We start from the raw sequence: 26,777 nt of genomic DNA on the forward strand, positions 1-26,777 counted from the left end.
CCGCCGAAGTGCTTAATTTTCCAGCAATTTCCTTAATAAAAATTGGCTATATGGGTTAATTGCTGAAAATTCATTAACTGAATTTTACGTCCCTCCATCCAAATAAGATTTTCATTCTTAAAATCATGAAGTACCCTTGCCAGGGTTTCATTTACAGTACCTACCATATTGGCCAAATCTCCTCTGGAAAGTGTAATAAAAACATCTTTTTGATCCTTATTTATTTTATACTTGTCGTGCAAAATCAATAAGCTAAGCGCTACACGTTCTCTCACAGTTCGCTGCGATAAAACAGCCATCAAATTTGCCATTACACTAAACTCATGACTAAGGCATTTTAAAAGTAAGCGCGAAAATACTACAGAATTATTAAGGACATTAAAAAAGTCGTCTTTAGGAATAAATGAAATAATTGAATTTTCAATAACCACGGCAGTATCTCCATATGCCTGCTCACTCAGTATAGCTGTATAACCAAAAAATTCACCTGAATTGTAGATATAAATAATTTGCTCCCTTCCATCACTATCAACCTTGTACTTTTTTACCTTACCGGTTTGAATATAAAAAATACCAGTAGGCAATGTACCTTCAGTGAATATTGTCTGGTTTTTAACATATTTTTTACTTTGCATTATCTTTTCAAGCAGATCCTTATCACACTGAGGTAACTCGTTTAAAACATACTGATTATTGAAGATAAATTTTGAAATCATAGCTAATTTCAAAGTTACGATATTTTTCCCTTCTCTATATAAACTTGATTTAAATCAAGTTTTATATACCATTTTAATCAACTAAATCGATTTCAAATCTATCTACTTTTGTAGCATTGAAAATGAAATTTTATCTCAATGAGAATCATGAAACACATAGAACAACCCAAAAGTATTGGTATTGATGCCTCTAAAAAAAACCATTGGAATTTAACGCAACTGTTGTTCAGACTCCCTTTATTTAAATTTAAATCTTTATAATATGTATATTCCCAGAGCATTATATTATACTAAAAATCACTTGTGGTTAAGACAAATTGGATTATTCGATTATTTCGTAGGTATCACTGATTTTGCCCAAAAAGAAATAGGCGAAATCAGTTTAATTGAACTCGAACTAAACAGTCAGCACATGAAAAAGGAAATTTTATGGGGAAAGATCTATGGACTTAATCAAACTTTTACTCTCCTTACCCCTTTTGATTGCAAGGTTATGGAAACAAACTTTCATTTAGATAAAAGCCCTTCAAGTATTAATCGAGATCCATACAATCACTGGTTATTAAGGGTTTCGACAGTTGCCAGCACTTACGGATTATTAACCAATGAAGAATATACAGCACTTATTCAATGATATTTAAATTCCTCAAATTAAATATAGCTGTTGAGGACATCACCTTCAACGAGCTCTACCCAAGTAGAATAAAAAGACTTGCAGCGCGCCATTGGACCCCTGTTGCAGTTGCCAAATTTGCAGCTGAGTATTTAGCTGATAAGCCTCATAAAAAAGTATTGGATATAGGTTCTGGGGTAGGCAAGTTTTGCCTTGTGGGAGCGGCCTCTACCAAAGGCAAATTTTACGGTGTGGAGCAAAGAGAATCACTTGTTAGGCTATCGAAAAAAATTGCTGACAAGTACGATGTAACTAATGTGGAATTTATCCATTCCAATATCAATAAAATTGACTTTTCTGACTATGAAGCCTTCTATTTTTATAATTCCTTTTATGAAAATATTGATTTTTCATGTTCCATTGATAAAACAATAGTTCCTGAAAGAGAATTATTTTATTCCTACTCCAAATATGTAAAAGAACAGCTTGAGAAAACACCAATCGGCACCAGATTAGTTACCTATTGGAGTAATTGGCAGGAAATCCCGGATAGTTTTGAACTGGAATATGCTTCTCGCGGAGGCTTATTACTCTTTTGGCAGAAAACATCTTAACGAATAAAGAAATAAACTTGCTGGGATTAAAAAAGCAAAGCAGTACTGCTTTGGAAATCCAAATCCATTTACAAAATATTTCATTTAATAACCACACTATTGTCCTTTAGGTCATTAGAAAAAAACAGAAAATAAGATAACGAGATTTAAAAAAAAATAAAAATTATAACCATTCAATTTAAAAATATTATGACTATAATGGATAAAATAAGCATCCGTCCTGGACCATTAGGCGATCATGCTCATTATGCACATGGATATTATGCCTACCCGAGACTCGAAGGGGAGATTAGTAATACAATGCTTTTTAATGGTAAGAAAAAATTGGTATGGAGCCTGAACAACTATTTAGGATTGGCCAATCATCCTGAAATCAGGGAAGCCGATAATGAAGGCACCAGGTTATATGGTCTTGCCTATCCTATGGGGGCACGTATGATGAGCGGAAATACCAAACTGCACGAAGAGTTTGAGCAGAAAATTGCAGACCATGTTCAAAAAGAAGATGCCTTTTTATTAAACTATGGCTATCAGGGAATGGTATCTATCATTGACAGCCTGGTAGATCGAAAAGATGTTATTGTTTATGATGCAGAATCGCATGCCTGTATCCTTGATGGAATGCGCCTGCATCTGGGAAAACGTTTCGTTTTCAAGCACAATAATATTGAAGATTGTGAAAAACAGCTCGAGCGTGCTAAAAAAATTGTCAAAGAAACAAAGGGTGCAATCCTGGTAATAACAGAAGGTGTTTTTGGTATGCGAGGTGATCAGGGCAAATTAAAAGAAATTGTAGCCCTTAAAAAGAAATATAATTTTTCACTCCTGGTTGATGATGCCCATGGGATTGGCACTATGGGCAAAACCGGTGCGGGAACTGGCGAAGAACAGGGTGTTCAGGATGGTATTGATTTTTATTTTGGAACATTCGCAAAATCTTTTGCAGGAATTGGCGCTTTTGTTGCCAGTACTAAAAAGGCAATATTATTCTTAAAATATAATATGCGTTCACAGATATTTGCAAAAGCATTACCAATGCCAATGGTTTTCGGGGCTTTAAAACGATTGGAAGTAATGCGTACCAGGCCTGAACTCAGGGAGAAACTTTGGGAAATTACCCACAGTCTGCAAAATGGCCTGACTGCTGCAGGTTTTGATATCGGCAATACCGATTCTCCTGTTACTCCTGTTTACCTCAATGGCACCCTGGCTGAAGCAACCGCTCTAGTCAGCGATTTGCGGGAAAACTACCAGATTTTCTGCTCAGTAGTAGTATACCCTGTTGTACCAAAAGGGATGATTATTCTACGATTGATACCCACTGCAGTGCACACCTTAGAGGATGTCCAAAGGACCATAGATGTGTTTAAAGAAATCAGATCTAATCTGAATTCAGGACAGTACAAAAAAGAGCAGCAACAGGAAAAGGCGACAGTTTAAATCATAAAATATGAAAACAGATCAATTTATAACGCGCCACAGCGGTGCAAACAAAAAGACTCAAAAGAAATGCTGGATATTATAGGGGTTTCTAGAGTTGAATTAGTAACACTCAAAAATTAAAATTGGATCCAGAAAAAGTAAATGTAAATGGTGACGCTGTTTCTTTAGCACATCGCTAGGCTATTCAGGTGTGTGTATTGTATTACATTAATTAAATATAATTAAACAATGGAGGTGCGAATGAGTAATATAAATAATACGCTATCATAATGCGAAAAACTAAAAAATGTCACCCAATACTCTGATGGCTAATTTTAAAAAGGGAAGAGTATTAATTAAAGACTCTCCCTTTTCTAAGTCAGGTGTTTTTTTTAAACTAAATCTCTTTTATGGTTGTTTTTGGATCATAGGAGATAAACATATTGATGTAAATATTCCTGGATAATCTCAGCAATACTGGAAATAAAATAATCAGTACCACAACAATTGCAATAAACGATGTTTTTAGACTGGAATTAAAAATAAGATATGAGATAATGAAAGCTGCAATTCCCACAGCAACATTCAATCCATAGCTTACATACATTGCTCCAAAAAAGAAAGAAGGTTCTATCTGATATCTTAGCCCGCAATGGCTACATTTCTCGTGCATTTTTAAAACAGAACCTAAATGCAGTGGGTTTTTATCCACATACATATTTTCATTTTGACATTTAGGACAGCTTCCTGTTAAAATACTATTTAATTTAGATCCCTTTTTCATCTGCTACTAATCTATTATATTCACAACAAATATATAACATTTGTTATAAATGATAATACTATATGTTATACTTATTTATTATATTTGTTGTATGAAAGATTTTTTTACCCAATTTGATTTTCAGAGCAACCTACTTTTTCAGGAGTTAACACCTGAAGAAAATCAATTAGTCTGCAATGTTATGGAGCCCCTTACTATCAAAAAGGGAAATATGCTCTTTTATGAACAGGGAATCCCTACGGGCATTTTCCAAATAAAACATGGTAAAGCAAAAAAATTCAAACGCGGCTTTAGTGGTGATGAACAAATTTTTTACATCTATACTGATGGCGATGTATTAGGCTACCATGCTTTGTTGGGTGAAGAGCGATACCAGGATTCTTGTCAGGCCTTAGAAGATTTAGAAGCAAATTTCATTGCCAAGGATGATTTTTTAAGATTACTAAAAGAAATTCCCTCTCTACAACACACTTTTATAAAAAACATTAGCCATGAATTTGGGGTACTGGCCAATACCATCGCAGTACTGGCACAAAAAGATCAAAAAACCCGATTGGCAATATTTTTGTTGCTATTGGAGAAGAGATTCAGTCAAAACTCTGAAAAGGTTCAGGGAATTGATTTGACTCGTGACGATCTGGCAAATATTATTGGTACATCGCAGGAAAGCCTGGGAAGAAACCTTAAACAGTTTAAAGAAGAGGGAATTATTGAAATTGACAAACGAAAGATTTACATAAAAAATAGATATCCCTTATTGCAGTTTCTAGATCTTAAATTAGCTGATTTACAATAACTTAAAAAACAACTTAGGTAATTGATTGCGAAGATACCTGGTCATGCTAATACCACGAAAACTTCAGAGTGGCTTACCTCTACTCCTGCTCTTGCTATTCCTAAAGCATTGCAACAGGCAGGTCTGAGTATGCGGAAAATTGATTGCTTTGAAATCAATGAAACCTATGTTGCCGTGATGCAGCCGCAATCTGCAATGAAGATGGTGGAGTCTCAGCAATTGTTTTAGAAAATAAATTCACTAATATATGTCGGATTTTTTGTAATCATAAATAGTATAATGATTCTGTAGGATTATTAAAGTCCAAGAATCTATTATTATAATTAATGTTTGTGGTCTTCTTCCATTTTTTGTTCTTTTATTTCTTTCAAATCCATTCCACATTTAGAACATTTGCCAGATTCATTAGAAGTTGTACCATCCATTGGACAAACATATTTTGTGACAACATAACTGCGAGATTGACTTCCTTTAACAGCGTGATCGTATTTTGTTACTTTAGTTTTCACCAACTTCATTCCGCATTTAGAACATTTACCAGGTTGTTCAGAAGTTATCCCATCCTTCGCACAAACATATTTTGTCACAATTTCACTTTTGGGTTGACTTCCCTTTGTAGCATGTGTATCAACTTTCTCGGTGGTTTTCACCAATCCCATTCCACATTTAGAACATTTCCCTGGTTCGTCAGTCGTTGTGCCGTCCATTGGGCAAACATATTTCGCCACAATTATACTCATAGGTTGACTTCCTTTTGTGGCATAGGTATCAATTCTTTCGGTGGTTTTTACCATTTCCATTCCACATTTGGTACATTTTCCAGGATCTGAATTAACCTCATTTGGATGCATAGGGCAAGTGTAAGTTACTTTTTGAGCTTCATTTTGCAGAGCTTGTGAGACTTCTTGAGCTTTCACCAATGTATTTACTGCTAAGAATACGCTTAGTACGATAATTAATTTTTTCATTTTTTTAATTTTACATGATTACTTGTATTATTATATCAAATTCATTTTTGGAAGAATACGCAAGAGGTTTTTACAAATGCCTTAAAAAAGACAGGTTCCCGGATATATTGCCAAAGCTACAAATACAAGAGTTTTGGCTCAATTTATCTTTAATTCATACTCCGGAGTATGGTTACGACAACAGCCGCAGAAAGAGATGAGCAGGTTATGAGCATATTGTCATCAGCATGTTTTATCTTCTATCGTTTAAACAGTAAAATTAGCCTCAATTATTATATGATTGAGGTTTTTAATATCGCGGTAGGCCTGCTTAAATAACCTCTTTGCACTATTTTAACTGTTGCAATGCATCTTCCAGTTTATATTTCCCCCGAAGATAGTCCTCTTCTAATGAGTCAATTGTAGGTTGCAAAGATGGATCATAATGTTTAATATCAGCTGCAAACTCTTTTGTAAATTTCACTTTTTTCTTCAATATGTCAAGCTCTCGCTGAGCATCTTCTATGCACGTATTCATGTACTCACGCTCATCCTGTGGGTGAGATTCGACTTCTTCTCTTTGCTGATTAATAATCAACTGTGCCGATCTAATTATGCTGTCTGATTCTCTGTTCAATGAGAACCATTTCCTAAGCAAATTATCATTGATGCCGGACATTTCAGCAGAATCTATTCCTGTGTCATTTTCATTTGAATCTGTCCAATCCTTTTTCTGGCAGCAACATAGAAGTGTAATGATAGCTAATATGTAGAACTTTGTTTTCATAATATTACTTTTTTAATTTCCCTGAGATCTGATGTTAAAATATTATTACTGAAGGTTTTCCTGGCTTTTATTCGCGTCAAGAGCTTGCATGTGTTGCTGTTTCCTTTCTACGATTATTTTTTGAGTGTGATTCATCATCAGTTTTTTGCTGCAATGCAATGCTTTCCATAACGGGCATATTCTCTGGTAATGAAATTCCGATGTCTTCAATTGCCATACGAGCTTGTAATCCAACAGCAAAATGAATACTATTAGCCTTTGTACTTTCGTGGACATTCTCATCGTTTAGTTTTTCAGTTGTTTGGGCAACACGAAATAAATTGACCGCTAATTCCATACTGTCCATATGATCCAGAATGTTTTCATCTGGATCAAGACTTCTTATCTCTCTGATCGCTTTTACATCCAGACCTCCATAAAGCCCACGATAGCCGTGGTTTTGAAAAAATGCAAAATCCAAAGGCTTCACAATACCGGCTTTTCTGGCGGCTCCGGCTAATTGCAGGTTTCTCTTAGCCAGTTCTTTGCGAAGAAAATATCTTCGGTCTTTAACTATTTTAAAATTTTTACTTTTCTGCTGACTCAATTCCTGCAGGCGAGCCTGCACAGCAAAATAGGCTTGTCCAAGAGCTACCGGTTTTAAAGCAGGGTCGGCATTTTGAATGATAAGATAACAGCCATAGCGTGATAATTTAACATCACCTCCATTTCTTTGTAAATCATGACCTACTGATTTTATTGCACTAAAATCTTTAAAATGCAATTCCGTTTCCTGATCTGTATTGATGCAGGCAGCTCTTGCCTTATCTAGTACCTGAATAAATGAGCTATACTTTGAATAACCCAATAATTTGGCAAGTCCTTTAGCGCTCCAGTATTCATTACCGTTATTATCGGTTTTTTTAAGTTTCTCAAATATAGATATGCTTTTGCGTTGTGATTTATTTGCTTTCATATTGCTTTTATTTAAAATCTGAGATTGTTTTCTAACTTATCTTAAAATAAAATTACCCTCAATTACATCTTAGTTATAATCGAATACAGCAAATATCATCTATTAATCTAAGTAGTAAAATGATTTCCATCACCTTATAAGATAGATTTAAATATGAAAAAGATGATCGTAATCATTTTCAATTTTTACCTGTCAGACTACCTTTAAAAACAAATTTAAAAGCCATAAAAATGATTTAAAAGGAACGAAAATGGAAAAATATATTTTAAAGTTTTGTGATATCGGTATTGGAGATATTAGTAACGTTGGAGGGAAAAATGCTTCTCTGGGAGAGATGTACAATAATCTTAGCCCTGAAGGTATTAGAATACCAAATGGTTTTGCCATAACTACAAGCGCTTATAAAGATTTTATAAAATACAATAACTTAAATTTTGCGCTAAATGAACTGATGTTACTTCTGGACAAGAAAGACTTTAGTAACTTAACCGAAATTGGCTCAAAAGCAAGAAAGCTGTTACTTGATGCAAAATTCCCCCTGGATCTTCAAATTGAAATTTCAAATGCGTACTCCTTCCTATGTGAAAACAAAGAGTTCGCTGTTGCCGTTAGAAGCAGTGCTACAGCAGAAGATCTAGTCAATGCAAGTTTTGCGGGACAACACGATTCATTTCTAAATATTAAAGGTACAATGCCGCTGATTTATGCCGTAAAATGCTGTTTTGCATCACTCTATACAGACAGAGCCATAAAATACAGACTCGATAAAGGTTTTGATCATGACAAAGTATTTCTTTCTGTGGGTATTCAACAAATGGTTCGCTCCGATTTAGCTTGTTCGGGCATTGGATTTACACTGGAACCCGAGTCAGGATTTCTGGATGTCATTCATATTGCAGGAACGTGGGGACTTGGCGAAACAATCGTGCAGGGTACAGTAACTCCCGATGAGTTTCTTGTATTTAAAAGATCCATTAAAAACAATAAAAAAGCTATTTTACAGAAAAATCTTGGAGCAAAAAATAAGATGCTTATTTATAATGATAATCCTTCCGGTATTAATTCGACGGTTCTAAAAATTACACCCCGAAAATGGTGTGACAAATTTGTCCTTGAAGATTCTGAAATTGAAAAATTGGCCAGATGGGCTCTTGTAATTGAAGAACATTATAATAAACCCATGGATTTTGAATGGGCAAAAGATGGCCTTAATGGAGAGCTTTATATTATTCAGGCCAGACCAGAAACGGTGCATTCCCTTGTAAAGCCTATATCCATAAGTACTTATAAACTCGAGAAAAAAGGAATCGCATTAGTTCAGGGCGAGGCTATAGGAAATCGCATAATTTGCGGTACTGCGAGAATTTTATTATCATCACAAGAGGCTTCAAAACTCCAAAAAGGAGAAATTCTGGTTACTAATTTTACCAGCCCGGATTGGGATCCTATCCTTAAAAAAGTCGCAGGAATCATTACCAATAAAGGAGGAAGAACAAGTCATGCCTCTATCGTAGCCAGAGAAATGGGAACCCCGGCCATAGTAGGAACTGGTAATGCTACCGAAATTATTAAAGATGGGGATCTTGTTACAATGAGCTGTGCAGAAGGGAAAACAGGCTATGTCTATGAAGGCAAACTGAAATACCTTCAAAAAACTTTTCCGCTTAGCAAAATACAGCTTCCGCAGGAACCAAAAGTACAGCTGATAATTTCTGAACCGGAAAAAGCATTTGAATTATCATTTTACCCAAATGATGGCGTAGGATTACTTCGTATTGAATTTATAATAAGCCACGATGTAAAGATACATCCGATGGCCCTTATTCATCCAGAAAAGGTACTTGACCCTGAGCAAAGTCTAGCGATAACAAAACTCACACAAAACTACAATAACAAACCAGATTATCTCATTGAAAAACTCTCGCAAGGTGTTGCTACAATTGCGGCAGCCTTTTATCCCAAAGAAGTCATTGTGAGAATGAGTGATTTTAAAAGCAATGAATATTCCGGGCTTCTCGGGGGAGCTTATTTTGAACCTCAGGAAGAAAACCCAATGCTTGGGTTCCGCGGTGCCTCACGTTATTACCACGAAAAATATAAGGAAGGATTTAAACTCGAATGTCAGGCGATGAAAATAGTTCGGGATGAAATGGGACTTACCAATGTAAAACTCATGATCCCATTTTGCCGTACACCCGAGGAAGGAAAAAAAGTAATTGCTCTAATGGAGCAATACGGTTTGAAACAGCACAGTAATTGCCTTGAAATATACGTTATGGCAGAACTGCCATCTAACATTTTACTAGCTAAAGAATTTGCTGAAATTTTTGATGGTTTTTCTATAGGATCAAATGACTTAACGCAACTCACCTTGGGTATAGATCGTGACTCTGAATTAATTTCAGATTTATTTGATGAAGAAAATGAAGCTTCGAAACAGATGATTTTTCAAATGATTCATACAGCAAACAAGATAGGAAAGAAAATAGGACTTTGCGGACAGGCACCAAGCAATTCGCTAGCTTTTACATTTTTTTTGGTTGCAGCAGGAATTAGCAGTATCTCATTCAATTCTGATGCTTTGATAAATGGTATTAAAAATATAAATGCGGCATTAAACGCCTCTAAAATACAGCAGATATTGCCTGCTAAAATGGCAATAGCACATTTCAATAAATAAAGAATGTAGGCAACTGATTATCAAAAACATTTCACGATATTTGTTATACCAAAAATCGATTGCAAAATGAAAAATCAGGCACTCCTAAATGCAATTATTGAAAATGCAATCGATGGAATAATCACAATCAACGAAAAAGGAATTGTAGAATCTATAAATCCCTCTGCGTGCCGACTTTTTTTATATACTCCTGAGGAAGTTATTGGTAAAAACATTTCACTGTTAATGCCGTCTCCTGACAGAGAAAAACACGACACTTATATACAAAACTATAAATCTTCAGGAATTCCGCATATTATTGGACATGACAGGGATGTGCTTGGGAGGAAAAAAGACGGAAACATATTTCCTTTTAGACTTGGAGTAAGTGAAGTTAAATTTGAGGGAGAAAGAATTTTTGCAGGTTTCATTCATGATATGAGTCACCAAAAAGAAGCAGAAAACCGTTTAATGCAATACACTCAGCATTTAGAAGAGCTAGTAAAAGATCGTACACAGGCTTTAAACGAAACCATTGAAGCCTTAACCCTCACAAAAGAGGAAGTCAGCAACACCCTTGAAAAAGAAAAGGAACTCAACAAAATTAAAAGCCGTCTCTTATCAATGGCCTCTCATGAATTTCGCACACCGTTGAGCACGATTCAACTCTCCACATCTTTAATCCAACGATATATTGAAGATTTAAACAACCCAAAAATTGAAACACATATACATAAAATAAAAAGCGCCATTGCCAACCTGACCGCAATTTTAAATGATTTTTTACTGCTTGAAAAAGCAGAATCAAATAAAATTACATTGGAAATATGTACTTTTAATCTCCATGATTTTATTAAAGAAATTATAGGAGAACTGAAGCTTCTCACAAAAAAGAAACAAAAGATAATCAGCATCCCAAATACTGAAATTACTTTGGTAAAACTAGACAAAAACCTAATCAAAAACTGTATTATTAATCTTGTATCAAATGCTATAAAATATTCAGGAGAGGAAACCGAAATCGAATTGTGGACCTCTATAACTGACAAAACGATAACCCTAAACGTAAAAGATAATGGCATTGGCATACCTGAGGAAGAGCAAAAGCATTTATTTGAAGCTTTCTTCAGAGCCCATAATACCGGTACTATTCCGGGAACAGGCCTTGGACTGCATATTGTCTCACGTTATGTGTCATTAATGGATGGTACTATCTCATTTAAAAGCGCCATTGATAAAGGAACCTTATTTACTATTGAACTTCCCCGTTATGACTAAAATACTAATTATTGAAGATAATGACAATATTAGAGAAAATGTTATTGAAATTCTCGAACTTTCAGGTTACGAGGTTTTTGCCGCAGCTAATGGAAAGACAGGAGTTGAAACCGCCCTTAAAATGTTGCCCGATCTTATACTATGTGATATTATGATGCCTGAACTTGATGGATATGGCGTTTTACATATTCTTCATAAACACCCTGAAACACAAGCAACACCTATTATATTTTTAACCGCCAAAGCAGAAAGGGCCGATATTCGAAAAGGCATGGAACTGGGCGTTGACGATTATCTTACCAAACCGTTTGATGATATCGAACTCTTAAAGGCAATAGAAGCCAGATTGAAGAAAAAAGAACTGCAGCAACTTTTTTATGGACAGAGTGCTGAAAACCTCAACGCAGTTATTTCTAAAGAAGACGGACTCGTAAAACTAAAAGAAATCATGCTGGATCGCAGTACCCGACACTATAAAAAAAATCAATATATTCATTATGAAGGAGATCATGTCTTAGGGATCTATTATATTATAAGCGGAAAAGTCAAAACCGTAAAGCTTACTCAGGAAGGACGTGAACTTATTACAGGTGTTTATAAAGAAAACGATTATCTGGATATTAGCATACTTTTTTCAAATGATACGTATAACGATACGACTATCGCGCTTGAAGAAACCGTCTTAAGCTTTTTGCCAACAGAACAACTTGATAAACTACTTTTTCTGTATCCCGATGTAGGTGCCAAATTCATTAAAATTCTCGCAAATGATATGCGGGAAAAAGAAGAAAGATTGCTGCAGATTGCCTATATGTCAGTACGAAAAAGAATTGCCCAAGGCATTGTACACCTCCTAAAGCAGCATAGCCCCGATGGAACCAGTATTAAATTTTCCAGAGATGATCTTGCAGCTTTTTCCGGAACTTCACCTGAGACTGTAAGCCGTACATTAAGCGATTTTAAAGAAGAAGGGTTAATCGAAAAGACTTCCAGTACGATACACATCCTTAATTTAGAAAAACTAAGCAGAATAAAAAACTAATTCTTCAAATGTGATGAGTATCAATTTCTCACATGATTTGCGTCATCTTATCTGCCGATAATCTGCTATAATTTTGATTAACTATTCAATTAAATGTTTAATTTAAATTTTAGAATATCATGACTACACTAGTGCCAACCAAGAAAAACGTTTCTCTACCAAACGTTTTTGATGATTTTTTTAATGATGGCTTTCTGGACATGCCATCTTTTTTTGCTTTTACAAATCAAAAAGGAGCTTTTATGCCCAATGTTAATGTTATTGAGAATACCGAAAATTTTGAAATTGAACTTGCTGCGCCTGGGCTTCAAAATAAAGATTTCAAAGCAGAGGTTAAAAATGGAGTATTAACTATCAGCGCAGAAAAAGAAGAAGAAATCAAAGAGGAAGACAAAAATTTTAGAAAAAGAGAATTCTCTTATAGCTCCTTCAGCCGTTCTTTTGTTTTACCTGATAATGTGACAGCTGATAATATTGATGCTAATTATAAAAATGGTATTTTAAAATTGACACTGCCGAAAAAGAACAGCAGTCCAAAAACTCCTGCAAAACAAATTAAAATCGGATAAACCTAAAAATAAGATGTGCCTATTGGATATATTTCCCAGACACATCTTATTTTTTGATTAACTAAATCAGGATCTGCTGTAATATTGAATAAAATGAAAGTAATTAAGCACTCAGGACATGTTGTACCTTTCGATATTGAAAAGTTGAAACTTTCTCTTCAAAAATCCGGAGCTTCTCCTGATCTTATTAGGGAATCCCTTGTACAGATACAAAATCAAATGTATGAAGGCATTACCACCAAGCAAATATATAAGCTGGCATTTGCGATCTTAAAAAAAGCATCAAACGGGCATACTGCACGATATAACCTGCGCTACGCACTACAAATGCTAGGTCCGGCAGGTTTTTTCTTTGAAAAATTCATATCCAGACTGTATGCTGCTGAAGGTTATAAAACAAAGACAAATCTAGCCCTGCAAGGAAAATGTGTATCGCATGAAGTAGATCTAGCACTCAAAAAAGAAAACAGGGTATGGATGGTTGAATGCAAATTCCACAGTAGCAGAGAAGGCGCTTCAGATGTAAAAGTACCGATGTATATCCTGTCCCGGTTTAATGATCTCAAATCAAAACAGCATACTATTTTTAGCGGAAGCGAAAACATCGATTCCTGTATAATAGTAACTAACAACCGATTTACCAAAGATGCTGAAAATTTTGCCATATGTAGCGGAATAGCTCTTTTAAGCTGGGACTATCCTGAAAATGACAGTATCAAAAATAAAATAGACAAAGGAGGACTCTACCCTATTACCTGTCTGACAACACTATCAATGGTTGAAAAAGAAAAATTACTTATTCTGGATCAATTACTTGTCAAAGATCTTATCAATGATTCCAAAAGTCTTAATAAAATAGGAATTAGTGAAAACAGGATTCGAAATGTATTAAAAGAAGCCTCGCAAATTTGTAAACTTATTTAAAATGAAAATAAAATTTATTGGAGGTGCCGGGACTGTAACAGGTTCCAAGACACTCATCGAAACTAATGGCATTAGAATATTGGTTGACTGCGGCCTTTTTCAGGGTCTTAAAGCACTTAGGGATCTTAACTGGCATCCTTTGCCGGTTTTGCCTTCCACCATAGATTATGTACTTCTTACCCACGGTCATTTGGATCATTGCGGATGGCTTCCAAGACTTGTTGCACAGGGATTCACAGGCAAAATATATTGTACTTCCCCTACGAAGGATGTGGCCAAACTTGTTCTTTTAGACAGTGCTAAAATTCAGGAAGAAGAAGCCAATAAAGCCAACAAAGAACATTATTCCAAACATGAAAAAGCAGAACCGCTCTATACTTTACAACAGGCTGAAGCTGTTCTTCCATTTTTTAAAATCGTGCCGCCTGACATTTCAACAAATATTGCTTCGGATATTATTGCTACTTATACTAGTGCAGGACATATTATTGGTGCCTGCACTATTACACTAATACTTGAAGGTAAAACTTTAGTTTTTTCCGGAGATATTGGACGCGATGATGATGTCTTGATGTTTCCGCCAACAAAACCCCTACTGGCAGATTACATTTTTTTAGAAAGTACTTATGGTAACCGCCTTCATCCAGATCTGGATGCAAAAAAAGAACTTGAAAACTATATTAATACTACAATAGAACATAAAGGAACGGTCATTATTCCAGGATTTGCTGTAGAAAGAGCACAATCTATAATGTATTTGATATGGCAGCTTAAAACGGAAGGCAGAATTCCAAATGTACCTTATATTCTGGATACCCCAATGGGCGCCAGTGTGCTGGATATTTTTTTACAGAATATGCAATGGCACAAACTTTCTGCCAATGACTGTCATGAAATGTGCAAAATGTTTAAAATAGTTTCTGAGTACGAACAGACTATGCGAATCATTGAAGATCCTCAGCCGAAAGTAATCATTGCCGCAAGCGGAATGGCCACAGGAGGACGTATATTATCCTATTTTGAACATTATATAGGCCTTGAGAAAACTACCGTTATAATGGTAGGATATCAGGCAGAAGGCACTCGTGGAAGAAGACTTCTTGAAGGTGCCGATGAAATTAAAATCTACGGGAACTACTATAACGTAGAGGCTAAAATAGTTCAGATTGAAGGACTCTCTGCTCATGGAGATCAGCAAGATCTTGTCAACTGGCTTTCAGCTCTTAAGAATGTTCCTAAATGTATTTACTTAGTACATGGAGAAAATCTTCCGGCAGATGAACTTCGAATTAAAATTCAGGATCGATATGGTTTTAACTGCAATGTTCCGCTCATAGGAAGTGAAATAGAAATCTAGAAGATTCTTCATTTCCTTCTCAGATATTTTGGGATCTCAAACCATAATACGGATACTGATCCTGCCACAACACATAAAATGAGCTGAAAAATTGTAAGTATTTCAAAACTAAACAAAGAACGCAAAAAGGGTACTGCAAATAGTAATATAACCAAAAGTACAGTAATGCCTATTAACAACGAAACCATGAAATTTTTATATTGAAGTGTTACCCATAATGAATAATAAAAAGATCGGTTTACCAATGTGAGCACAACATTGGCCGTAATCAAAGTCAAAAAGACCATACTTCGCGTGCTGTCTTCATTCCATTGATTGTATACCGACCACTGGTATATGCCTAATACTCCTATAGTAATAACAACACCCTGCAAAATACTTGTTATCAATTCTTTTGTCTTAAAAAAGGTGAAGGTCAATGCTCTCGGTCTTCTTTGCATCGTATCTGCTTCAGTAGGTTCATTCTCATAGAGTATCGAACAGGTTGGTCCCATAATAAGTTCGAGCAGAATTACATGCAGCGGACTAAATATATTGGGATAAATCCATCCTAAAGCAAGAGGAAGAAAAACAATCAGAATTATAGGTATATGTATTGATATAATATATTGAATTGCCTTTTTTAGATTCGTATAAATTCTCCTTCCCATTGCTACAGCATCTACCATTTTAGAAAGATCATCCTCTACAAGAATCAGCGAGGCAGCATCTTTTGCTATGGCTGTTCCTTTTTTCCCCATGGCAATACCTATGTGAGCTGCTTTAAGTGAAGGTCCGTCATTGACACCGTCACCGGTCATGGCTACAATTTGCCCATTTGCTTTCAAAGCATTGACAATCCTTAGTTTGGCTTCGGGAAACATTCGGCTAAACAAATTGATATTCATTACATTACTTTGTAATTCTGCATCACTCAACTTCATGAGCTCATCTCCTGTAATGGATTTATCAAATCCTTTAAAGCCAATTTGCTGAGCAATAGCATTTGTTGTGCGGGAATTATCTCCCGTAATAATCTTTACCCCTATTCCCGCTTTGTAAAAAGACTGTAGTACCTCATAAATATTTTCCTTTGGCGGGTCATAGAAAGCAACCAGGCCTTTAAATACAAATGGAATCGCCTGCTGCGTTTCAGGATAACTATTACCTTCCAAAACACCTTTGGCAACACCAAGAACCCGATAGCCTTTTCCAGTTAGCGTATCCATAGCCAATAGCACAACTTCTCTTTCATTATTTGTCAGATGGCAAACTTCAAAAATTGCTTCAGGTGCCCCTTTTGCAGCAACGATACGATTTCTTGCTGCATCTTCAAAAATATGGGTCATCATTGGTGGCTTTCCGGATAAAGGATATTCATGAATCATTTTAAAGTTGGCCGTCAAATCTTTAGCTGTAAACTTTTTATAAGTCGTATGCAAGGCTATTTCCATCGGATCAAAAGGTATGGGTTCACTTGCCCACATAGCGATTGTTATGAGATCCTCCGTTTCTTTTAATTCTCTAAAAGTATTAACGTCAACCTCTAACCCTGATGGCAGATAAAGACTTGCGAGTTCCATTTTATTCTGAGTTATGGTTCCTGTTTTATCTGTACAGATAATAGTGGCACTGCCGAGGGTTTCAACTGTTTTCATTTGTTTTACTACGATTCCCATTTTCATTAACCGGCGCGCTCCCAGTGCCATAAATGTTGTAAAAGCAACCGGAATCTCTTCTGGTAATATACTCATTGCCAAAGTAAGGGCTACTAAAAGACTTCCTAAAACATTACCCATTCTGGCATAATTAATAGCCCATACCAAAATAAAAACCACAACTCCGACAAAAACCATTTTTTTTATAAAATTCCCGATCTGAAGTTCTAATGGGGTCTTTTCTTCGGTAATAGCTTCGAGGCTACTTCCTATTTTGCCCAGCCTTGTCTGGTTGCCTATTTCTGTTACTTTAATTATAGCCAGTCCACTGACAACGGTAGTTCCCGAAAACACTTTATTATCTTCTTTTTCTTTATCTTTAAAAACACTCATCGATTCACCAGTAAGTATTGATTCGTTTACTGAAAAATCATTTGAACGCATGATTACACCATCAGCCGGAACCAATCCTCCTTCTTCTACCATTACCAGGTCACTAACAACAATATCTTGTGTTTTAATATTTTGCTGTTTGCCCTGACGAATAACTTTGCATAAAGGTTCTGTAAATTCCTGTAATTTTGCCAAAGCATTTTGGCTTCTCTTTTCCTGATAAAGTGATATGGCTGCAATTAATAAAATTGAAACGGTAAGAAATATGGCATCACTATATTGTTTATTGATAAAATAAATTCCGGCGGCAACGAGTAACAAAAGAATCATTGGTTCTGCAAAGATGCTTTTTAAAAAAGCTAAAAACCTGTTCTCTTTTTTGTAATTATATTTATTGATTCCAAATTTTGCTCTAAAGTCAAGTACTTCTTCAATATTTAGTCCCTGTAATTCTTGTTCCTTATTATTCATAGCTTGTACATAAATTAGCATCGCCGTATAATATCTTAAAGATACAAAATAAGTTTGCTTTAAACAGCGGCTTCAAGTATTGAAAAAATATAGCTTTTTTATTCCAGACTAACCGATGGAAATATGTGCAGTCGTACTTTTAAGGCCTTTAAAACCAAACAATGTTCTTTACAAATTGATAAAATTTTCAATGTTTTGTTGACCATTTTACTTTCCTCAATAACGACCATAGGTTTGAGTACAATATCCGTTAACTCTGAAAACTCATCTGATAGTAGTATAGACGCACGGGCGATACTTTTGAACCTTTTAAATTTTAATCCTTTATGTCTGGCTGTATTAAAAAATGCTGTCATATACGAACTTTCTACGGCAGCGAGAAATAAATGTTCTGCTGACCAGCTATTTTCATCGAGATTTTTCAAACACGAATAAGACGATACTTCTATATCATTATTAAAGATGACGGCGCTTACTCTTGCAGTTCCATTTACATGACATTCCAAATCTACCTGATATTCCTGTGAAGTTTTCATATAACTAAATTAGTTAGTTGTTCATTAGTAATAAATGATATTCAACATATCTTTTTATCTGGTAGTAAATTAAAAACTAAAAATAAAAGTGCTACAAGTCATTAATACAAATGATCCAGATCATTTTTATTTTTTGCGTTATAATGCAATTTTACATAGCAAATCAAAAGGAAATAATGGCGATTCTAGATTTTAAGAGTTCCAGAAGCTTCTAATTTCTAAAAACCTTATAGAATCTTATACTAACCAAAAAAAGATAGCCATGGAAAATCAACAATTATTCGTGGCAAATTATAAATCACTACAGCATGCTGAAGGTGCAATCAAAAAATTAAAAAAAAGTGGATACGACATTACAAAACTTTCAATAATTGGTAAAGATTGCTATACGGAACAAAATGTTCTTGGATATTTTAACATTTACGATAAAATGGAAAAATGGAGTACTACCGGATTATTTGTTATAGGGTTATGCGGTTTATTGTTCGGATTACTTTTTATTTTCAACCTTACTGCTAGTCTTCCCTACTTTAGAATACCGATAATATACGCCTGTGTGGCTATCCTTCTGGGCGCTACATTGCCGCTTATCGGTATGGGATTTTCAAAAGACAAAACCATAAAATATAAAACCGAAGTAAAAGCCCGTAAATATGTGCTCTTTGCTCAGGAAACAAATGCCAACATTGAAATTATGAGAACCATACTTAATACTCATGTTCCTAAAGAAAATTCGGTAGGAGAAAAAGAAAACCAAACTTTATTAGAAAACGAAGCTTTTCACCTCTGACAAATAAAAGCTAAAAATTTCAAATTAAGCAACTATTACTATTTAACTATCTAAATGAAAATCATATGAAAACAAATGAAGAATTGCAAAGAGATGTGCAGAATGCTATCAAATGGGAACCACAGCTTAATGCCGCAGAAATTGGTGTAACCGCGAAAGATGGTGTAATAACCCTCATGGGAACTGTAGACGCCTATTATAAAAAAATTGAAGCTGAAAATGCTGCCAAAAATGTTGATGGTGTCAAAGCAGTTGTTGAAGAAATTGAAATTAAATATTCCAGTAATACGAAGTCTGATGAAGATATTGCCAAGGATGCCTTAAAGGCTCTAACAGATAACTGGAATGTACCGCAGGAAAGGATTCAGATTAAAGTTGAAAAAGGATGGGTAACCCTTGAGGGTCAGGTAACCTGGAATTATCAAAAAGAAGCCGCCAATAAATCCATCGGCCATCTTACCGGTGTGAAAGGCGTAACCAACCGTATCAAAATAAAATCTGAAATACAGGATGAAATTGAGAAAAAAAATATTGTAAGAGCCTTAGAAAGCAACTGGACACTGCATTCTGAGAACATATTCGTTAAAATCGATGGTACAACGGTGACCTTAACAGGAGCTGTTTCTTCACTTTTTCAAAAAGATCTTGCAGAAAAAATAGTTTGGAAAACCCCGGGAATCTGGTCAGTCAATAATCAGCTTGTTGTGGAACATAAATATGCTATATCAGAATAACTTAAAAATGGAGAAGAAATTCTCCCTTTTATTCCAGTTTTTAAAAGGCATAAAGAGGTTTGATTTTGACAGTTTTCTTAACAATTATTTTTAAAATAAAAAATCATGAAAACAATCATAACCTTAATGGTAATTATAGCAATCACAACTGTAATTCTGATTAATAATATAAGACAAAATCCAAAAAAAAATAACTTTTAAATAGCAATACCATGGAACCAGGCTGGATCATATTAACATTTCTGAGCATCGTAATTTTAATTGTGATGATTTACATCTTTATACAAAACAATAAAGATCGTAACCAATACGAAAAAGATTTAAACATACCTTCAAATGTCTATGAAGAAGAATCTGAAGTAAATGACTGTGATAAATTTTGATTTTATATTCTGTAAATATTTAAAAATATGAAAACTACAATACTATATGTTCTGTTTTCCATAACGACGGCACTTACGCTAGTAAATCGTTATACTTCTTTTTATATCAATAATTCAATACTTCATTTTATCATCCTTTTTATTGCAGCTTTGACTTTTGTATTTATTATTGGCCAGTTAGTTGGAAAATTAAAAAGGACAAAATCACAGTTACTGGCATTCATTATTGTTGGGCTCTTATGTTTTACTAAATCCTTCCTTACCTGGGGTGGTGACTGGAAAACACAAACAATTTTATACAAGAACCTGACAAATGATAATAAAACTATAGAGTTTCAAATGCGAGGGGACCGCTTTTCATTTGGATATAAAAAACGTGTTGTAAACAGGTTAAAATTATTTCCCGGATTTGACTGGACCATTGATATTGATACCACGACAATCGATCACAAACACTGGAAAAAAATGAATCTTTATGTTAATGAAATGAAGTTTGCTTCAAAATAATACTATACTGAATTCCTCATTAATTAAAATAATTAGGGCTTCGTTTCCCGTCTAAAAATCTAGAAAGCATGAAAAAAATACTTGTTACAACCGACTTATCTCATAGCTCCAAAGTAGCCCTACGTTTTGCCATTCAGCTCGCCTCTCAAATAGATTATGAACTTACATTTCTACATGTAAATACATCATTTATTATTGATCCCTTTTCATCTGTTACTTTTGTAGATCTTCCGGAGCCAGATAACAAAAAACAGGAACAAGCTCTTATAAAATTTGTACATACACTCTACAGGCAAACCAATAAACAACCAGGTAAAACAACCTATATTGCGGAAAATAAACTTGATGTAAGCGAAGCCATTTTAAATTGTGCCAAAAGAATTAAAGCTGATTATATATGTATGAGCACAAGAGGAGGTGGTCTTGTAAATAAGCTATTGGGAAGTCATACGATCAGAATCTTACATGACTCTCCAGTCCCACTTCTGGTTGTTCCAAGGCACTACAGAATGAAAAAATTAAGTACCGTTTTGTACCCATCAGATTTAGAAAATCTAGAAAAAGAACTACCGTTGATTAAAAAATTTGCATCCTCATTTGATGCTTCAATTGCTGTATACCATTATGATTATTTTACAGAGGAAGAAGAAATCAACAAAAAACTGAATAAAATAGAGCATAAATTTAAGTCTGACAAAGTATTTTTTCATTTCAAAAAGCTAAATCCAGAAGTATCTTTGTTACGTCATCTGCAAATAGACATTATGAAAACGAAACCTTCCATTATAACAATGTTTGCCAAAGAAAACCGAAACTGGCTGGAACAATTATTTCAACCACTTAAAACTTCTGAAAAAGGTTTTAATACCAAGACTCCAATGCTTGTTTTTAGAAAATAGCACGATACAGATCCATCATTTATTATTTTGATTTAACTGCTATTGCATGCCGATCTTAAGTAGTAAACGTCTTTTAAAAACAGCGTCTAAAATTTAGCTTCATAATAATAATAATAATAATAATAATAAGAGTGTATCTGCAATTATATTTTTCGCCAAGTCCAAAAACCGTAATTTATTCTATAAATAGAAAAAATTAATTCAAAACGATCAAAATGAGAAGAATTAAATGGATTGTTATACTGTCTTGTGTTTTATTGGTGCAATGCTCCAGTTCAAATATAGTCAGTTCCTGGCGGTCATCAGATCCAACCAATCTGAAAACTGGTCGTATTGTTGTAGTTGGACTGATAAAAGAATCGGACCAATCACTTTATAAACAAATGGAAAATCATCTGGCTGATGATCTTTGCAATCTTGGTTACGATGCCATTTCGTCTAACGAACTTTATGGCAGTAAAGCATTTGAAGGACTTGATGAGAAACAGATTATTTCGAATTTAGAGCAACATAACATAGCTGCCGTTTTAACAATTGTATTACTGAGCAAACAAAAAGAAAAATACCATGCACCAAAAAATGCATTTGAACTTACAGCCCCATTCAATGATGATGATTTTTCGGTTTACTATACTGCTATTTACAGCAAAATTTATGAGGAAGGGTACTATATCAATGATACCTATTATTTTTGGGAAAGCAATCTCTTTATAATGCCTGAGGAAAAGTTAGTATATTCAGTACAAACACAATCCTTTAATCCTTCAGGCAAGACAATTCTCGCACATGAGTATGGAAAATTAATTATACACGATATGCTTGAAAATAAAATAATTGAGGAATTTCATAATCAAAAATAAAATACAGTTGTTGTCAAAATTGTACTTATCTAAAAAAAGAAGTCCTTAACTCGACAAAGAACTTAAATTACGATATTGATAGTTCAAAACGATCAGGTTAAATTAAATGGTACTGGTTAAAATTTTGGTTTTAGTCCATAATATTTAATGCTATGCTCAATAATAAAAAGCCTTGCCTGTTCAATATCGTCTGTTATCATGAATAATTTTGAATCAGCATCATTAATGGTTCCCTGCTCTTTCATAACAGCAATATGTTCAATGAGCGCCCTATGATATTGGGTATTAAAAATTATAACCGGAAAGTTTCTAATTTTGCCAGTCTGTATTAGGGTAATCGCTTCGAAATATTCATCCAGGGTTCCAAAACCTCCAGGCATTACTACAAAAGCAAAAGAGTATTTTACCAACAGTATTTTACGAATAAAAAAATGTTTTGCCTCCACCCACTTATCAAGATAAGAATTAGGCATTTGATCGATCGGAAGTTTGATATTACATCCTACGGATTTCCCACCAACTTCTTGTGCGCCGCGATTTGCAGCTTCCATAAGACCTGGCCCGCCACCTGTCATTATCGTAAAGCCAAGTTTGGCAAATTCACCTGCCGCACTTCTGGTAAATTCATAATAAAAATGATCTTCCTTAAACCGGGAAGATCCAAAAAAGGTAATGCACGGACCTATCGAGTGCAGTTTACGAAAGCATTTTATCAATTCCCATAACGTAAAAAATATAAATTTCATTTCAGTCAACCGCGATTGAGGACCTTCCAGGAATTGGATTTCTGATTTATCACTTTGATTTTTTTGCTGCACCATACTTTGAAATTTAACACAAATAAGGCTGTTCAAGATTCACTTTTAAATGATTAATAACACTGATTACTCCGGGCGTTTTATACGCAATCCTTTCTGCTTCTTCTTTTTGAAAGATCGAACCAACCGTACCGGATAACTGAACCGTTGCCCCTGCCACTTCAATATCAATTTCGTCCACATCAAAGGCCCAATGTCGTTGCAATGCCTTTTCCAGTAATTCTTTTTCTACCTGATCGTAGACCTCCCTTTTTAATTTAATATTGTTGATCACTTCCCTTACCCCTCTCTGATTTCTAATAAGCTCGAGAGCGATTTCTCGCTGAAAGTTCCATGGCACAATTCCTTCTGCCGTCACACTTCCTTTTTCTACAGTTATGTTAACGGTATTTTGTGGAACAATTTGATTTTCTTTAAATTTTGTGACAATCTGGCTGGCAATTTCCTGATCAGAAGTACTGCTGCCTTTTTCGAGTACTACCTTTATTTCATCGACAATTGCTGCTACCCCTTTAATTTTCTTGGCAGCATGAAGAGCTTCTGCTTTTTTAACAAGCATGTCAACATTTCCCATAAGGGTAACGACACCTTCTTTTACGATAACACCAATTTCGGCCGCATGCAAAAGGGGTTCAAATTTGAGCGCCTCCTGAATTTCTCTTTGCAAAATATCATTACTTTTCATTTCTTTTATTTATGTCTTGTATACATCAATCTAATTCAACTAAAATCTCATTATCTACATACCACACACCAGGTGTATTCCATGCAATTCGTTCTGCTTCTTCTTTCTGAAAAAGCGAACTCACAATACCACTTAAAATTATGGTCTTATCTTCCACTCTAACCCTAATATTATCGATATCCAGAATCCAGCTTCGGCGAAGTGCTTTTTCAACGAATTCCTTTTTTAATTCATTTTTTATTTCAGCTTCAATTTTTATCTTATCAATTACCCCCCTGACACCTTTTAAATAACGAATGGCATTGTCTGCTGCTTTTCTTTGAAAATTCCAATGTAAAATACCTTCAAGAGTGACCCATCCGTTCTCAACCGTTACTTTTAACCTATGATCAGGAACTGCCCAATTTTCATGCAGGGCTTTAATGACTGAAGCAGCTATTTCTGTATCACTTTTAATAGCTGAAAAATACAGGTCAACTTTTATCTCATCCACGACCGCCTTTACTCCGGCAATATTTTTAACAGCTTGTTCGGCCTCTTTCTTCTGAGTATAATTATCCACTGTTCCTCCAAGGGTAACAATTCCATCGTCGACACTAACATCAATTTCATTAGAACTTAAAAGAGGTTCCCATTTAATGGCCTCTATTACTTCTTTACACAAAACATCATTACTTTTTTTCATGGCTAAAAAAATTAAAAATTTATAACTTTACAATGAAGTAAAATTGAAAAAAGCAGATTGAAAAACAAATGATTCCCATCAGTTTCAAAAGTGATGCAAATCATTATCACTAGTTAAGAGATTTAATATATTTACAGAAGTATTTGAGAAAAAAACTGGTTTATTTAAAAGTAACCGGACAATATTTAAAAAGAATTAGACACCTAAAAACAATTTGTTTTCATTCAATAAAAATTAATCAAATCTTAAGCACTAAAAAAAAATAAGAAAGGCAACAATTCGTTATTTCGCTAGTAGCCAAAAACAACTGCAAATGAAGCTAATTACATTATTCCTGTTATTAACAGTGCTTCCTATAAATTGGGAACCTGATTTTAACAATGCAAAAAAAATTGCTAAGGAAAAACACGAATTAATTTTATTGAACTTCTCCGGATCTGACTGGTGTGGACCTTGTATAGTGTTGCGCAGAGACTATCTTGAAAGTGCTGTTTTTACAGAAATGGCAAATGCCAATTTAGTATTGGTTAATGCTGATTTTCCAAGAAAAAAGAAAAATATAGGCACACCGGAACAAGTAAAACGCAATGAAGATTTAGCCGAAATTTACAATAAGGAAGGGAGTTTCCCCCTAACTCTTCTTCTTGATGCTGATGGCAAAGTGCTTAAAACCTGGCACGGCAAACCTGAAACTACACCTGATGAGTGGACTGCCGAAATAAAAGCGATCTGTGATAGCACAAAATGACATACTGAAAAATAAAAAATATTCGCAATCCCTGAAACTCATGGGAAACAACTTTACTATTACTGTTGTTGCCGCAAATGAGAAAACAGGAAATGAGAATATCAATCTTGCTATTGAAGAAATCAAGAGAATCGAAAAACTGCTTACTACTTATAAAGAAGACAGCCAGACCAATCTAATTAATGAAAACGCAGGAATTGAGCCTGTCAAAGTAGATCAAGAAGTTTTTAATCTTATTGAAAGAGCTACAGGGATTTCGAAAATTACACAAGGTGCATTTGATATTTCGTACGGAAGTCTTGACAAAAGTCTGTGGAATTTTGACAAAACAATGACCAGTCTTCCTGACCCCCAGATAGCAAAAAAAATGATTCACCTTATTGATTATCGAAATATCATTCTTGATAAACAGAATTGTACTGTTTTTCTAAAAGAAAAGGGAATGCGGATTGGTTTTGGTGGCATCGGAAAAGGATATGCCGCAGAAATGGCAAAACAAGTACTATTAAAAAATAATGTTCAGAGCGGTATTATTAATGCCAGTGGTGATCTTTGTGCATGGGGACTACAGCCAAACGGGCAAAAATGGACCATTGGTGTTGCCAATCCTGACGCCCCGAATGCTGCTTTTTCTTATATGGAAATATCCAACAAGGCAGTTGCCACTTCTGGAAATTATGAAAAATTCGTCACCATCAACGGAAAAAAATATTCACATACCATTGATCCAAAAACAGGACTATCAATAACCGGAATAAAAAGTGTTACCATTATCGCTTCAAATGCTGAATTTGCTGATGCAATGGCCACTCCAATAGCGGTTATGGGAATTAAAGCAGGACTGTTTCTAATTGACCAGATTCCGGATCTATATTGTATTATCATTGACGACAACAATAAAATTTACACTTCAAAAAACATCAACCTGAAATGAAAAAGCCAAAACAAAAAGCGCTCGTACTATTGTGTAGCATTGCTTTTACAGGTATTCTGCTGACCTCCTGTACTTCGGTAAAAGAATACCAAAAAGGAAAAATCAACGATTCTGAAATGGTATTATCTAACAGGAAAATCGAAAAGACAGAACTCAGCTTTCAATCCTACCGTGAAGGAGCTTCCGGAGCAAATTCAGGAAAAAGCGGCGGTGGCTGTGGTTGTAACTAATTTT

At 34.9% G+C, this 26,777-nt stretch carries 30 protein-coding genes; 20 read left to right on the forward strand and 10 right to left on the reverse strand.

The window, feature by feature from the left end; genetic code table 11:
* Positions 1–32: 32 nt before the first annotated feature.
* Entirely contained in the window at positions 33–728 is a 696-nt protein-coding gene (locus tag ASC72_RS13715; RefSeq protein WP_241775702.1) for a Crp/Fnr family transcriptional regulator, read from the reverse strand.
* 250 nt (positions 729–978) lie between these two features.
* Between ASC72_RS13715 and ASC72_RS13720 the strand changes: the two genes are divergently transcribed.
* The 3 genes from ASC72_RS13720 (at position 979) to ASC72_RS13730 (ending at position 3,383) form a co-directional block, all read left to right on the forward strand.
* On the forward strand, positions 979–1,350 hold the full coding sequence (locus ASC72_RS13720) for a glycine cleavage system protein H (protein ID WP_056191617.1): 372 nt from the start codon (positions 979–981) through the stop codon (positions 1,348–1,350).
* On the forward strand, positions 1,347–1,943 hold the full coding sequence (locus tag ASC72_RS13725) for a methyltransferase domain-containing protein (RefSeq protein WP_056191619.1): 597 nt from the start codon (positions 1,347–1,349) through the stop codon (positions 1,941–1,943). Before ASC72_RS13720 ends, ASC72_RS13725 begins: the two co-directional genes overlap by 4 nt.
* 189 nt (positions 1,944–2,132) lie before the next feature.
* The gene (locus ASC72_RS13730) at positions 2,133–3,383 is read left to right on the forward strand and encodes an aminotransferase class I/II-fold pyridoxal phosphate-dependent enzyme (protein ID WP_056191621.1); all 1,251 of its coding nucleotides are present in this window, start codon (positions 2,133–2,135) and stop codon (positions 3,381–3,383) included.
* 379 nt (positions 3,384–3,762) lie between these two features.
* Here ASC72_RS13730 and ASC72_RS13735 read toward each other — a convergent pair whose 3' ends face one another.
* A complete protein-coding gene (locus tag ASC72_RS13735; protein WP_056191623.1) occupies positions 3,763–4,149 on the reverse strand; it encodes a DUF983 domain-containing protein in 387 nt (128 codons plus the stop codon).
* Between the two features lie 91 nt (positions 4,150–4,240).
* On the opposite strand from ASC72_RS13735, the gene ASC72_RS13740 reads away from it, so the two are divergent.
* Both ASC72_RS13740 and ASC72_RS13745 read left to right on the forward strand, forming a co-directional pair.
* Positions 4,241–4,945 (forward strand): Crp/Fnr family transcriptional regulator, encoded by a 705-nt coding sequence (locus ASC72_RS13740; protein WP_056191625.1) that lies wholly within the window; start codon positions 4,241–4,243, stop codon positions 4,943–4,945.
* Positions 4,946–4,966: 21 nt separating this feature from the next.
* Positions 4,967–5,173, forward strand: coding sequence for a hypothetical protein (locus ASC72_RS13745; RefSeq protein ID WP_056191627.1), 207 nt, complete (start codon positions 4,967–4,969; stop codon positions 5,171–5,173).
* 95 nt (positions 5,174–5,268) lie between these two features.
* Here the strand turns inward: ASC72_RS13745 and ASC72_RS13750 are convergent, their stop codons facing one another.
* The 3 genes from ASC72_RS13750 to dinD form a co-directional block, all read right to left on the reverse strand.
* Positions 5,269–5,862, reverse strand: a complete 594-nt coding sequence (locus ASC72_RS13750) for a heavy metal-binding domain-containing protein (RefSeq protein WP_241775708.1) — start codon at positions 5,860–5,862, stop codon at positions 5,269–5,271.
* Positions 5,863–6,241: 379 nt separating this feature from the next.
* Positions 6,242–6,679: a hypothetical protein gene (locus tag ASC72_RS13755; protein ID WP_056191631.1), complete on the reverse strand. Its 438-nt coding sequence runs from the start codon at positions 6,677–6,679 to the stop codon at positions 6,242–6,244.
* 76 nt (positions 6,680–6,755) lie between these two features.
* Positions 6,756–7,634, reverse strand: a complete 879-nt coding sequence (dinD, locus tag ASC72_RS13760) for a DNA damage-inducible protein D (RefSeq protein WP_056191633.1) — start codon at positions 7,632–7,634, stop codon at positions 6,756–6,758.
* A 250-nt stretch (positions 7,635–7,884) separates the two neighbouring features.
* On the opposite strand from dinD, the gene ppsA reads away from it, so the two are divergent.
* The 6 genes from ppsA (at position 7,885) to ASC72_RS13790 (ending at position 15,463) form a co-directional block, all read left to right on the forward strand.
* Positions 7,885–10,314, forward strand: a complete 2,430-nt coding sequence (gene ppsA / locus ASC72_RS13765; RefSeq protein ID WP_056191635.1) for a phosphoenolpyruvate synthase — start codon at positions 7,885–7,887, stop codon at positions 10,312–10,314.
* Between the two features lie 66 nt (positions 10,315–10,380).
* Entirely contained in the window at positions 10,381–11,571 is a 1,191-nt protein-coding gene (locus ASC72_RS13770) for a PAS domain-containing sensor histidine kinase (RefSeq protein ID WP_056191638.1), read from the forward strand.
* Positions 11,564–12,613: a response regulator gene (locus ASC72_RS13775; protein WP_056191641.1), complete on the forward strand. Its 1,050-nt coding sequence runs from the start codon at positions 11,564–11,566 to the stop codon at positions 12,611–12,613. The genes ASC72_RS13770 and ASC72_RS13775 overlap by 8 nt, the downstream gene beginning before the upstream one ends.
* A gap of 119 nt (positions 12,614–12,732) precedes the next feature.
* Positions 12,733–13,182 (forward strand): Hsp20/alpha crystallin family protein, encoded by a 450-nt coding sequence (locus ASC72_RS13780; RefSeq protein WP_056191643.1) that lies wholly within the window; start codon positions 12,733–12,735, stop codon positions 13,180–13,182.
* A gap of 93 nt (positions 13,183–13,275) precedes the next feature.
* Entirely contained in the window at positions 13,276–14,106 is an 831-nt protein-coding gene (locus ASC72_RS13785) for an ATP cone domain-containing protein (RefSeq protein ID WP_056191645.1), read from the forward strand.
* 1 nt (position 14,107) lies between these two features.
* Positions 14,108–15,463 carry an MBL fold metallo-hydrolase gene (locus tag ASC72_RS13790; RefSeq protein WP_056191646.1) on the forward strand — a complete coding sequence of 452 codons (1,356 nt, stop codon included), beginning with the start codon at positions 14,108–14,110 and terminating at the stop codon, positions 15,461–15,463.
* 8 nt (positions 15,464–15,471) lie between these two features.
* Here ASC72_RS13790 and ASC72_RS13795 read toward each other — a convergent pair whose 3' ends face one another.
* Together ASC72_RS13795 and ASC72_RS13800 are read right to left on the reverse strand one after the other, a co-directional pair.
* Positions 15,472–17,964: a cation-translocating P-type ATPase gene (locus tag ASC72_RS13795; protein ID WP_056191977.1), complete on the reverse strand. Its 2,493-nt coding sequence runs from the start codon at positions 17,962–17,964 to the stop codon at positions 15,472–15,474.
* A 98-nt stretch (positions 17,965–18,062) separates the two neighbouring features.
* Positions 18,063–18,500, reverse strand: coding sequence for an OsmC family protein (locus ASC72_RS13800; RefSeq protein WP_056191647.1), 438 nt, complete (start codon positions 18,498–18,500; stop codon positions 18,063–18,065).
* Positions 18,501–18,762: 262 nt separating this feature from the next.
* Between ASC72_RS13800 and ASC72_RS13805 the strand changes: the two genes are divergently transcribed.
* From ASC72_RS13805 to ASC72_RS13825, 6 genes are all read left to right on the forward strand, one after another.
* A complete protein-coding gene (locus tag ASC72_RS13805; RefSeq protein ID WP_056191648.1) occupies positions 18,763–19,290 on the forward strand; it encodes a hypothetical protein in 528 nt (175 codons plus the stop codon).
* 65 nt (positions 19,291–19,355) lie between these two features.
* Positions 19,356–20,024, forward strand: coding sequence for a BON domain-containing protein (locus ASC72_RS13810; protein WP_056191649.1), 669 nt, complete (start codon positions 19,356–19,358; stop codon positions 20,022–20,024).
* A 212-nt stretch (positions 20,025–20,236) separates the two neighbouring features.
* Positions 20,237–20,407, forward strand: a complete 171-nt coding sequence (locus ASC72_RS24105) for a hypothetical protein (RefSeq protein ID WP_157849279.1) — start codon at positions 20,237–20,239, stop codon at positions 20,405–20,407.
* Between the two features lie 27 nt (positions 20,408–20,434).
* The gene (locus tag ASC72_RS13815; RefSeq protein WP_056191652.1) at positions 20,435–20,914 is read left to right on the forward strand and encodes a hypothetical protein; all 480 of its coding nucleotides are present in this window, start codon (positions 20,435–20,437) and stop codon (positions 20,912–20,914) included.
* 68 nt (positions 20,915–20,982) lie between these two features.
* Entirely contained in the window at positions 20,983–21,813 is an 831-nt protein-coding gene (locus ASC72_RS13820) for a universal stress protein (RefSeq protein WP_056191654.1), read from the forward strand.
* A gap of 215 nt (positions 21,814–22,028) precedes the next feature.
* Entirely contained in the window at positions 22,029–22,673 is a 645-nt protein-coding gene (locus tag ASC72_RS13825; protein ID WP_056191656.1) for a hypothetical protein, read from the forward strand.
* A 116-nt stretch (positions 22,674–22,789) separates the two neighbouring features.
* On the opposite strand, the gene ASC72_RS13830 is transcribed toward ASC72_RS13825, so the two are convergent.
* From ASC72_RS13830 to ASC72_RS13840, 3 genes are read right to left on the reverse strand one after another with little or no spacing between them, the layout of a single operon-like run.
* Positions 22,790–23,494, reverse strand: coding sequence for a TIGR00730 family Rossman fold protein (locus ASC72_RS13830; protein WP_056191658.1), 705 nt, complete (start codon positions 23,492–23,494; stop codon positions 22,790–22,792).
* Positions 23,495–23,504: 10 nt separating this feature from the next.
* The gene (locus ASC72_RS13835; RefSeq protein WP_056191660.1) at positions 23,505–24,176 is read right to left on the reverse strand and encodes a BON domain-containing protein; all 672 of its coding nucleotides are present in this window, start codon (positions 24,174–24,176) and stop codon (positions 23,505–23,507) included.
* A 25-nt stretch (positions 24,177–24,201) separates the two neighbouring features.
* A complete protein-coding gene (locus ASC72_RS13840; protein ID WP_056191661.1) occupies positions 24,202–24,861 on the reverse strand; it encodes a BON domain-containing protein in 660 nt (219 codons plus the stop codon).
* A gap of 313 nt (positions 24,862–25,174) precedes the next feature.
* On the opposite strand from ASC72_RS13840, the gene ASC72_RS13845 reads away from it, so the two are divergent.
* From ASC72_RS13845 to ASC72_RS13855, 3 genes are read left to right on the forward strand one after another with little or no spacing between them, the layout of a single operon-like run.
* Positions 25,175–25,609 (forward strand): thioredoxin family protein, encoded by a 435-nt coding sequence (locus ASC72_RS13845; RefSeq protein WP_056191664.1) that lies wholly within the window; start codon positions 25,175–25,177, stop codon positions 25,607–25,609.
* 40 nt (positions 25,610–25,649) lie between these two features.
* Positions 25,650–26,543 carry an FAD:protein FMN transferase gene (locus ASC72_RS13850; protein ID WP_056191667.1) on the forward strand — a complete coding sequence of 298 codons (894 nt, stop codon included), beginning with the start codon at positions 25,650–25,652 and terminating at the stop codon, positions 26,541–26,543.
* Positions 26,540–26,773 carry a DUF4266 domain-containing protein gene (locus ASC72_RS13855; RefSeq protein WP_056191669.1) on the forward strand — a complete coding sequence of 78 codons (234 nt, stop codon included), beginning with the start codon at positions 26,540–26,542 and terminating at the stop codon, positions 26,771–26,773. Before ASC72_RS13850 ends, ASC72_RS13855 begins: the two co-directional genes overlap by 4 nt.
* Positions 26,774–26,777: the final 4 nt, after the last annotated feature.

Origin of the sequence: Flavobacterium sp. Root420, from assembly GCF_001427905.1 — a bacterium.
Classification (GTDB): domain Bacteria; phylum Bacteroidota; class Bacteroidia; order Flavobacteriales; family Flavobacteriaceae; genus Flavobacterium.

Excerpts from the sequence above, each read along its gene's own strand:
- ASC72_RS13855 (WP_056191669.1), top strand. The coding sequence starts at position 26,540 with ATGAAAAAGCCAAAACAAAAAGCGCTCGTACTATTGTGTAGCATTGCT.
- ASC72_RS13725 (WP_056191619.1), top strand. The coding sequence starts at position 1,347 with ATGATATTTAAATTCCTCAAATTAAATATAGCTGTTGAGGACATCACC.
- ASC72_RS24105 (WP_157849279.1), top strand. The coding sequence starts at position 20,237 with ATGGAACCAGGCTGGATCATATTAACATTTCTGAGCATCGTAATTTTA.
- ASC72_RS13720 (WP_056191617.1), top strand. The coding sequence starts at position 979 with ATGTATATTCCCAGAGCATTATATTATACTAAAAATCACTTGTGGTTA.
- ASC72_RS13740 (WP_056191625.1), top strand. The coding sequence starts at position 4,241 with ATGAAAGATTTTTTTACCCAATTTGATTTTCAGAGCAACCTACTTTTT.
- ASC72_RS13825 (WP_056191656.1), top strand. The coding sequence starts at position 22,029 with ATGAGAAGAATTAAATGGATTGTTATACTGTCTTGTGTTTTATTGGTG.
- ASC72_RS13815 (WP_056191652.1), top strand. The coding sequence starts at position 20,435 with ATGAAAACTACAATACTATATGTTCTGTTTTCCATAACGACGGCACTT.
- dinD (WP_056191633.1), bottom strand. The coding sequence starts at position 7,634 with ATGAAAGCAAATAAATCACAACGCAAAAGCATATCTATATTTGAGAAA.
- ASC72_RS13730 (WP_056191621.1), top strand. The coding sequence starts at position 2,133 with ATGACTATAATGGATAAAATAAGCATCCGTCCTGGACCATTAGGCGAT.
- ASC72_RS13845 (WP_056191664.1), top strand. The coding sequence starts at position 25,175 with ATGAAGCTAATTACATTATTCCTGTTATTAACAGTGCTTCCTATAAAT.
- ASC72_RS13775 (WP_056191641.1), top strand. The coding sequence starts at position 11,564 with ATGACTAAAATACTAATTATTGAAGATAATGACAATATTAGAGAAAAT.
- ASC72_RS13805 (WP_056191648.1), top strand. The coding sequence starts at position 18,763 with ATGGAAAATCAACAATTATTCGTGGCAAATTATAAATCACTACAGCAT.
- ASC72_RS13785 (WP_056191645.1), top strand. The coding sequence starts at position 13,276 with ATGAAAGTAATTAAGCACTCAGGACATGTTGTACCTTTCGATATTGAA.
- ASC72_RS13755 (WP_056191631.1), bottom strand. The coding sequence starts at position 6,679 with ATGAAAACAAAGTTCTACATATTAGCTATCATTACACTTCTATGTTGC.
- ASC72_RS13800 (WP_056191647.1), bottom strand. The coding sequence starts at position 18,500 with ATGAAAACTTCACAGGAATATCAGGTAGATTTGGAATGTCATGTAAAT.
- ASC72_RS13840 (WP_056191661.1), bottom strand. The coding sequence starts at position 24,861 with ATGAAAAAAAGTAATGATGTTTTGTGTAAAGAAGTAATAGAGGCCATT.
- ASC72_RS13850 (WP_056191667.1), top strand. The coding sequence starts at position 25,650 with ATGGGAAACAACTTTACTATTACTGTTGTTGCCGCAAATGAGAAAACA.
- ASC72_RS13735 (WP_056191623.1), bottom strand. The coding sequence starts at position 4,149 with ATGAAAAAGGGATCTAAATTAAATAGTATTTTAACAGGAAGCTGTCCT.
- ASC72_RS13770 (WP_056191638.1), top strand. The coding sequence starts at position 10,381 with ATGAAAAATCAGGCACTCCTAAATGCAATTATTGAAAATGCAATCGAT.
- ASC72_RS13795 (WP_056191977.1), bottom strand. The coding sequence starts at position 17,964 with ATGAATAATAAGGAACAAGAATTACAGGGACTAAATATTGAAGAAGTA.
- ASC72_RS13835 (WP_056191660.1), bottom strand. The coding sequence starts at position 24,176 with ATGAAAAGTAATGATATTTTGCAAAGAGAAATTCAGGAGGCGCTCAAA.
- ppsA (WP_056191635.1), top strand. The coding sequence starts at position 7,885 with ATGGAAAAATATATTTTAAAGTTTTGTGATATCGGTATTGGAGATATT.
- ASC72_RS13790 (WP_056191646.1), top strand. The coding sequence starts at position 14,108 with ATGAAAATAAAATTTATTGGAGGTGCCGGGACTGTAACAGGTTCCAAG.
- ASC72_RS13830 (WP_056191658.1), bottom strand. The coding sequence starts at position 23,494 with ATGGTGCAGCAAAAAAATCAAAGTGATAAATCAGAAATCCAATTCCTG.
- ASC72_RS13810 (WP_056191649.1), top strand. The coding sequence starts at position 19,356 with ATGAAAACAAATGAAGAATTGCAAAGAGATGTGCAGAATGCTATCAAA.
- ASC72_RS13820 (WP_056191654.1), top strand. The coding sequence starts at position 20,983 with ATGAAAAAAATACTTGTTACAACCGACTTATCTCATAGCTCCAAAGTA.
- ASC72_RS13780 (WP_056191643.1), top strand. The coding sequence starts at position 12,733 with ATGACTACACTAGTGCCAACCAAGAAAAACGTTTCTCTACCAAACGTT.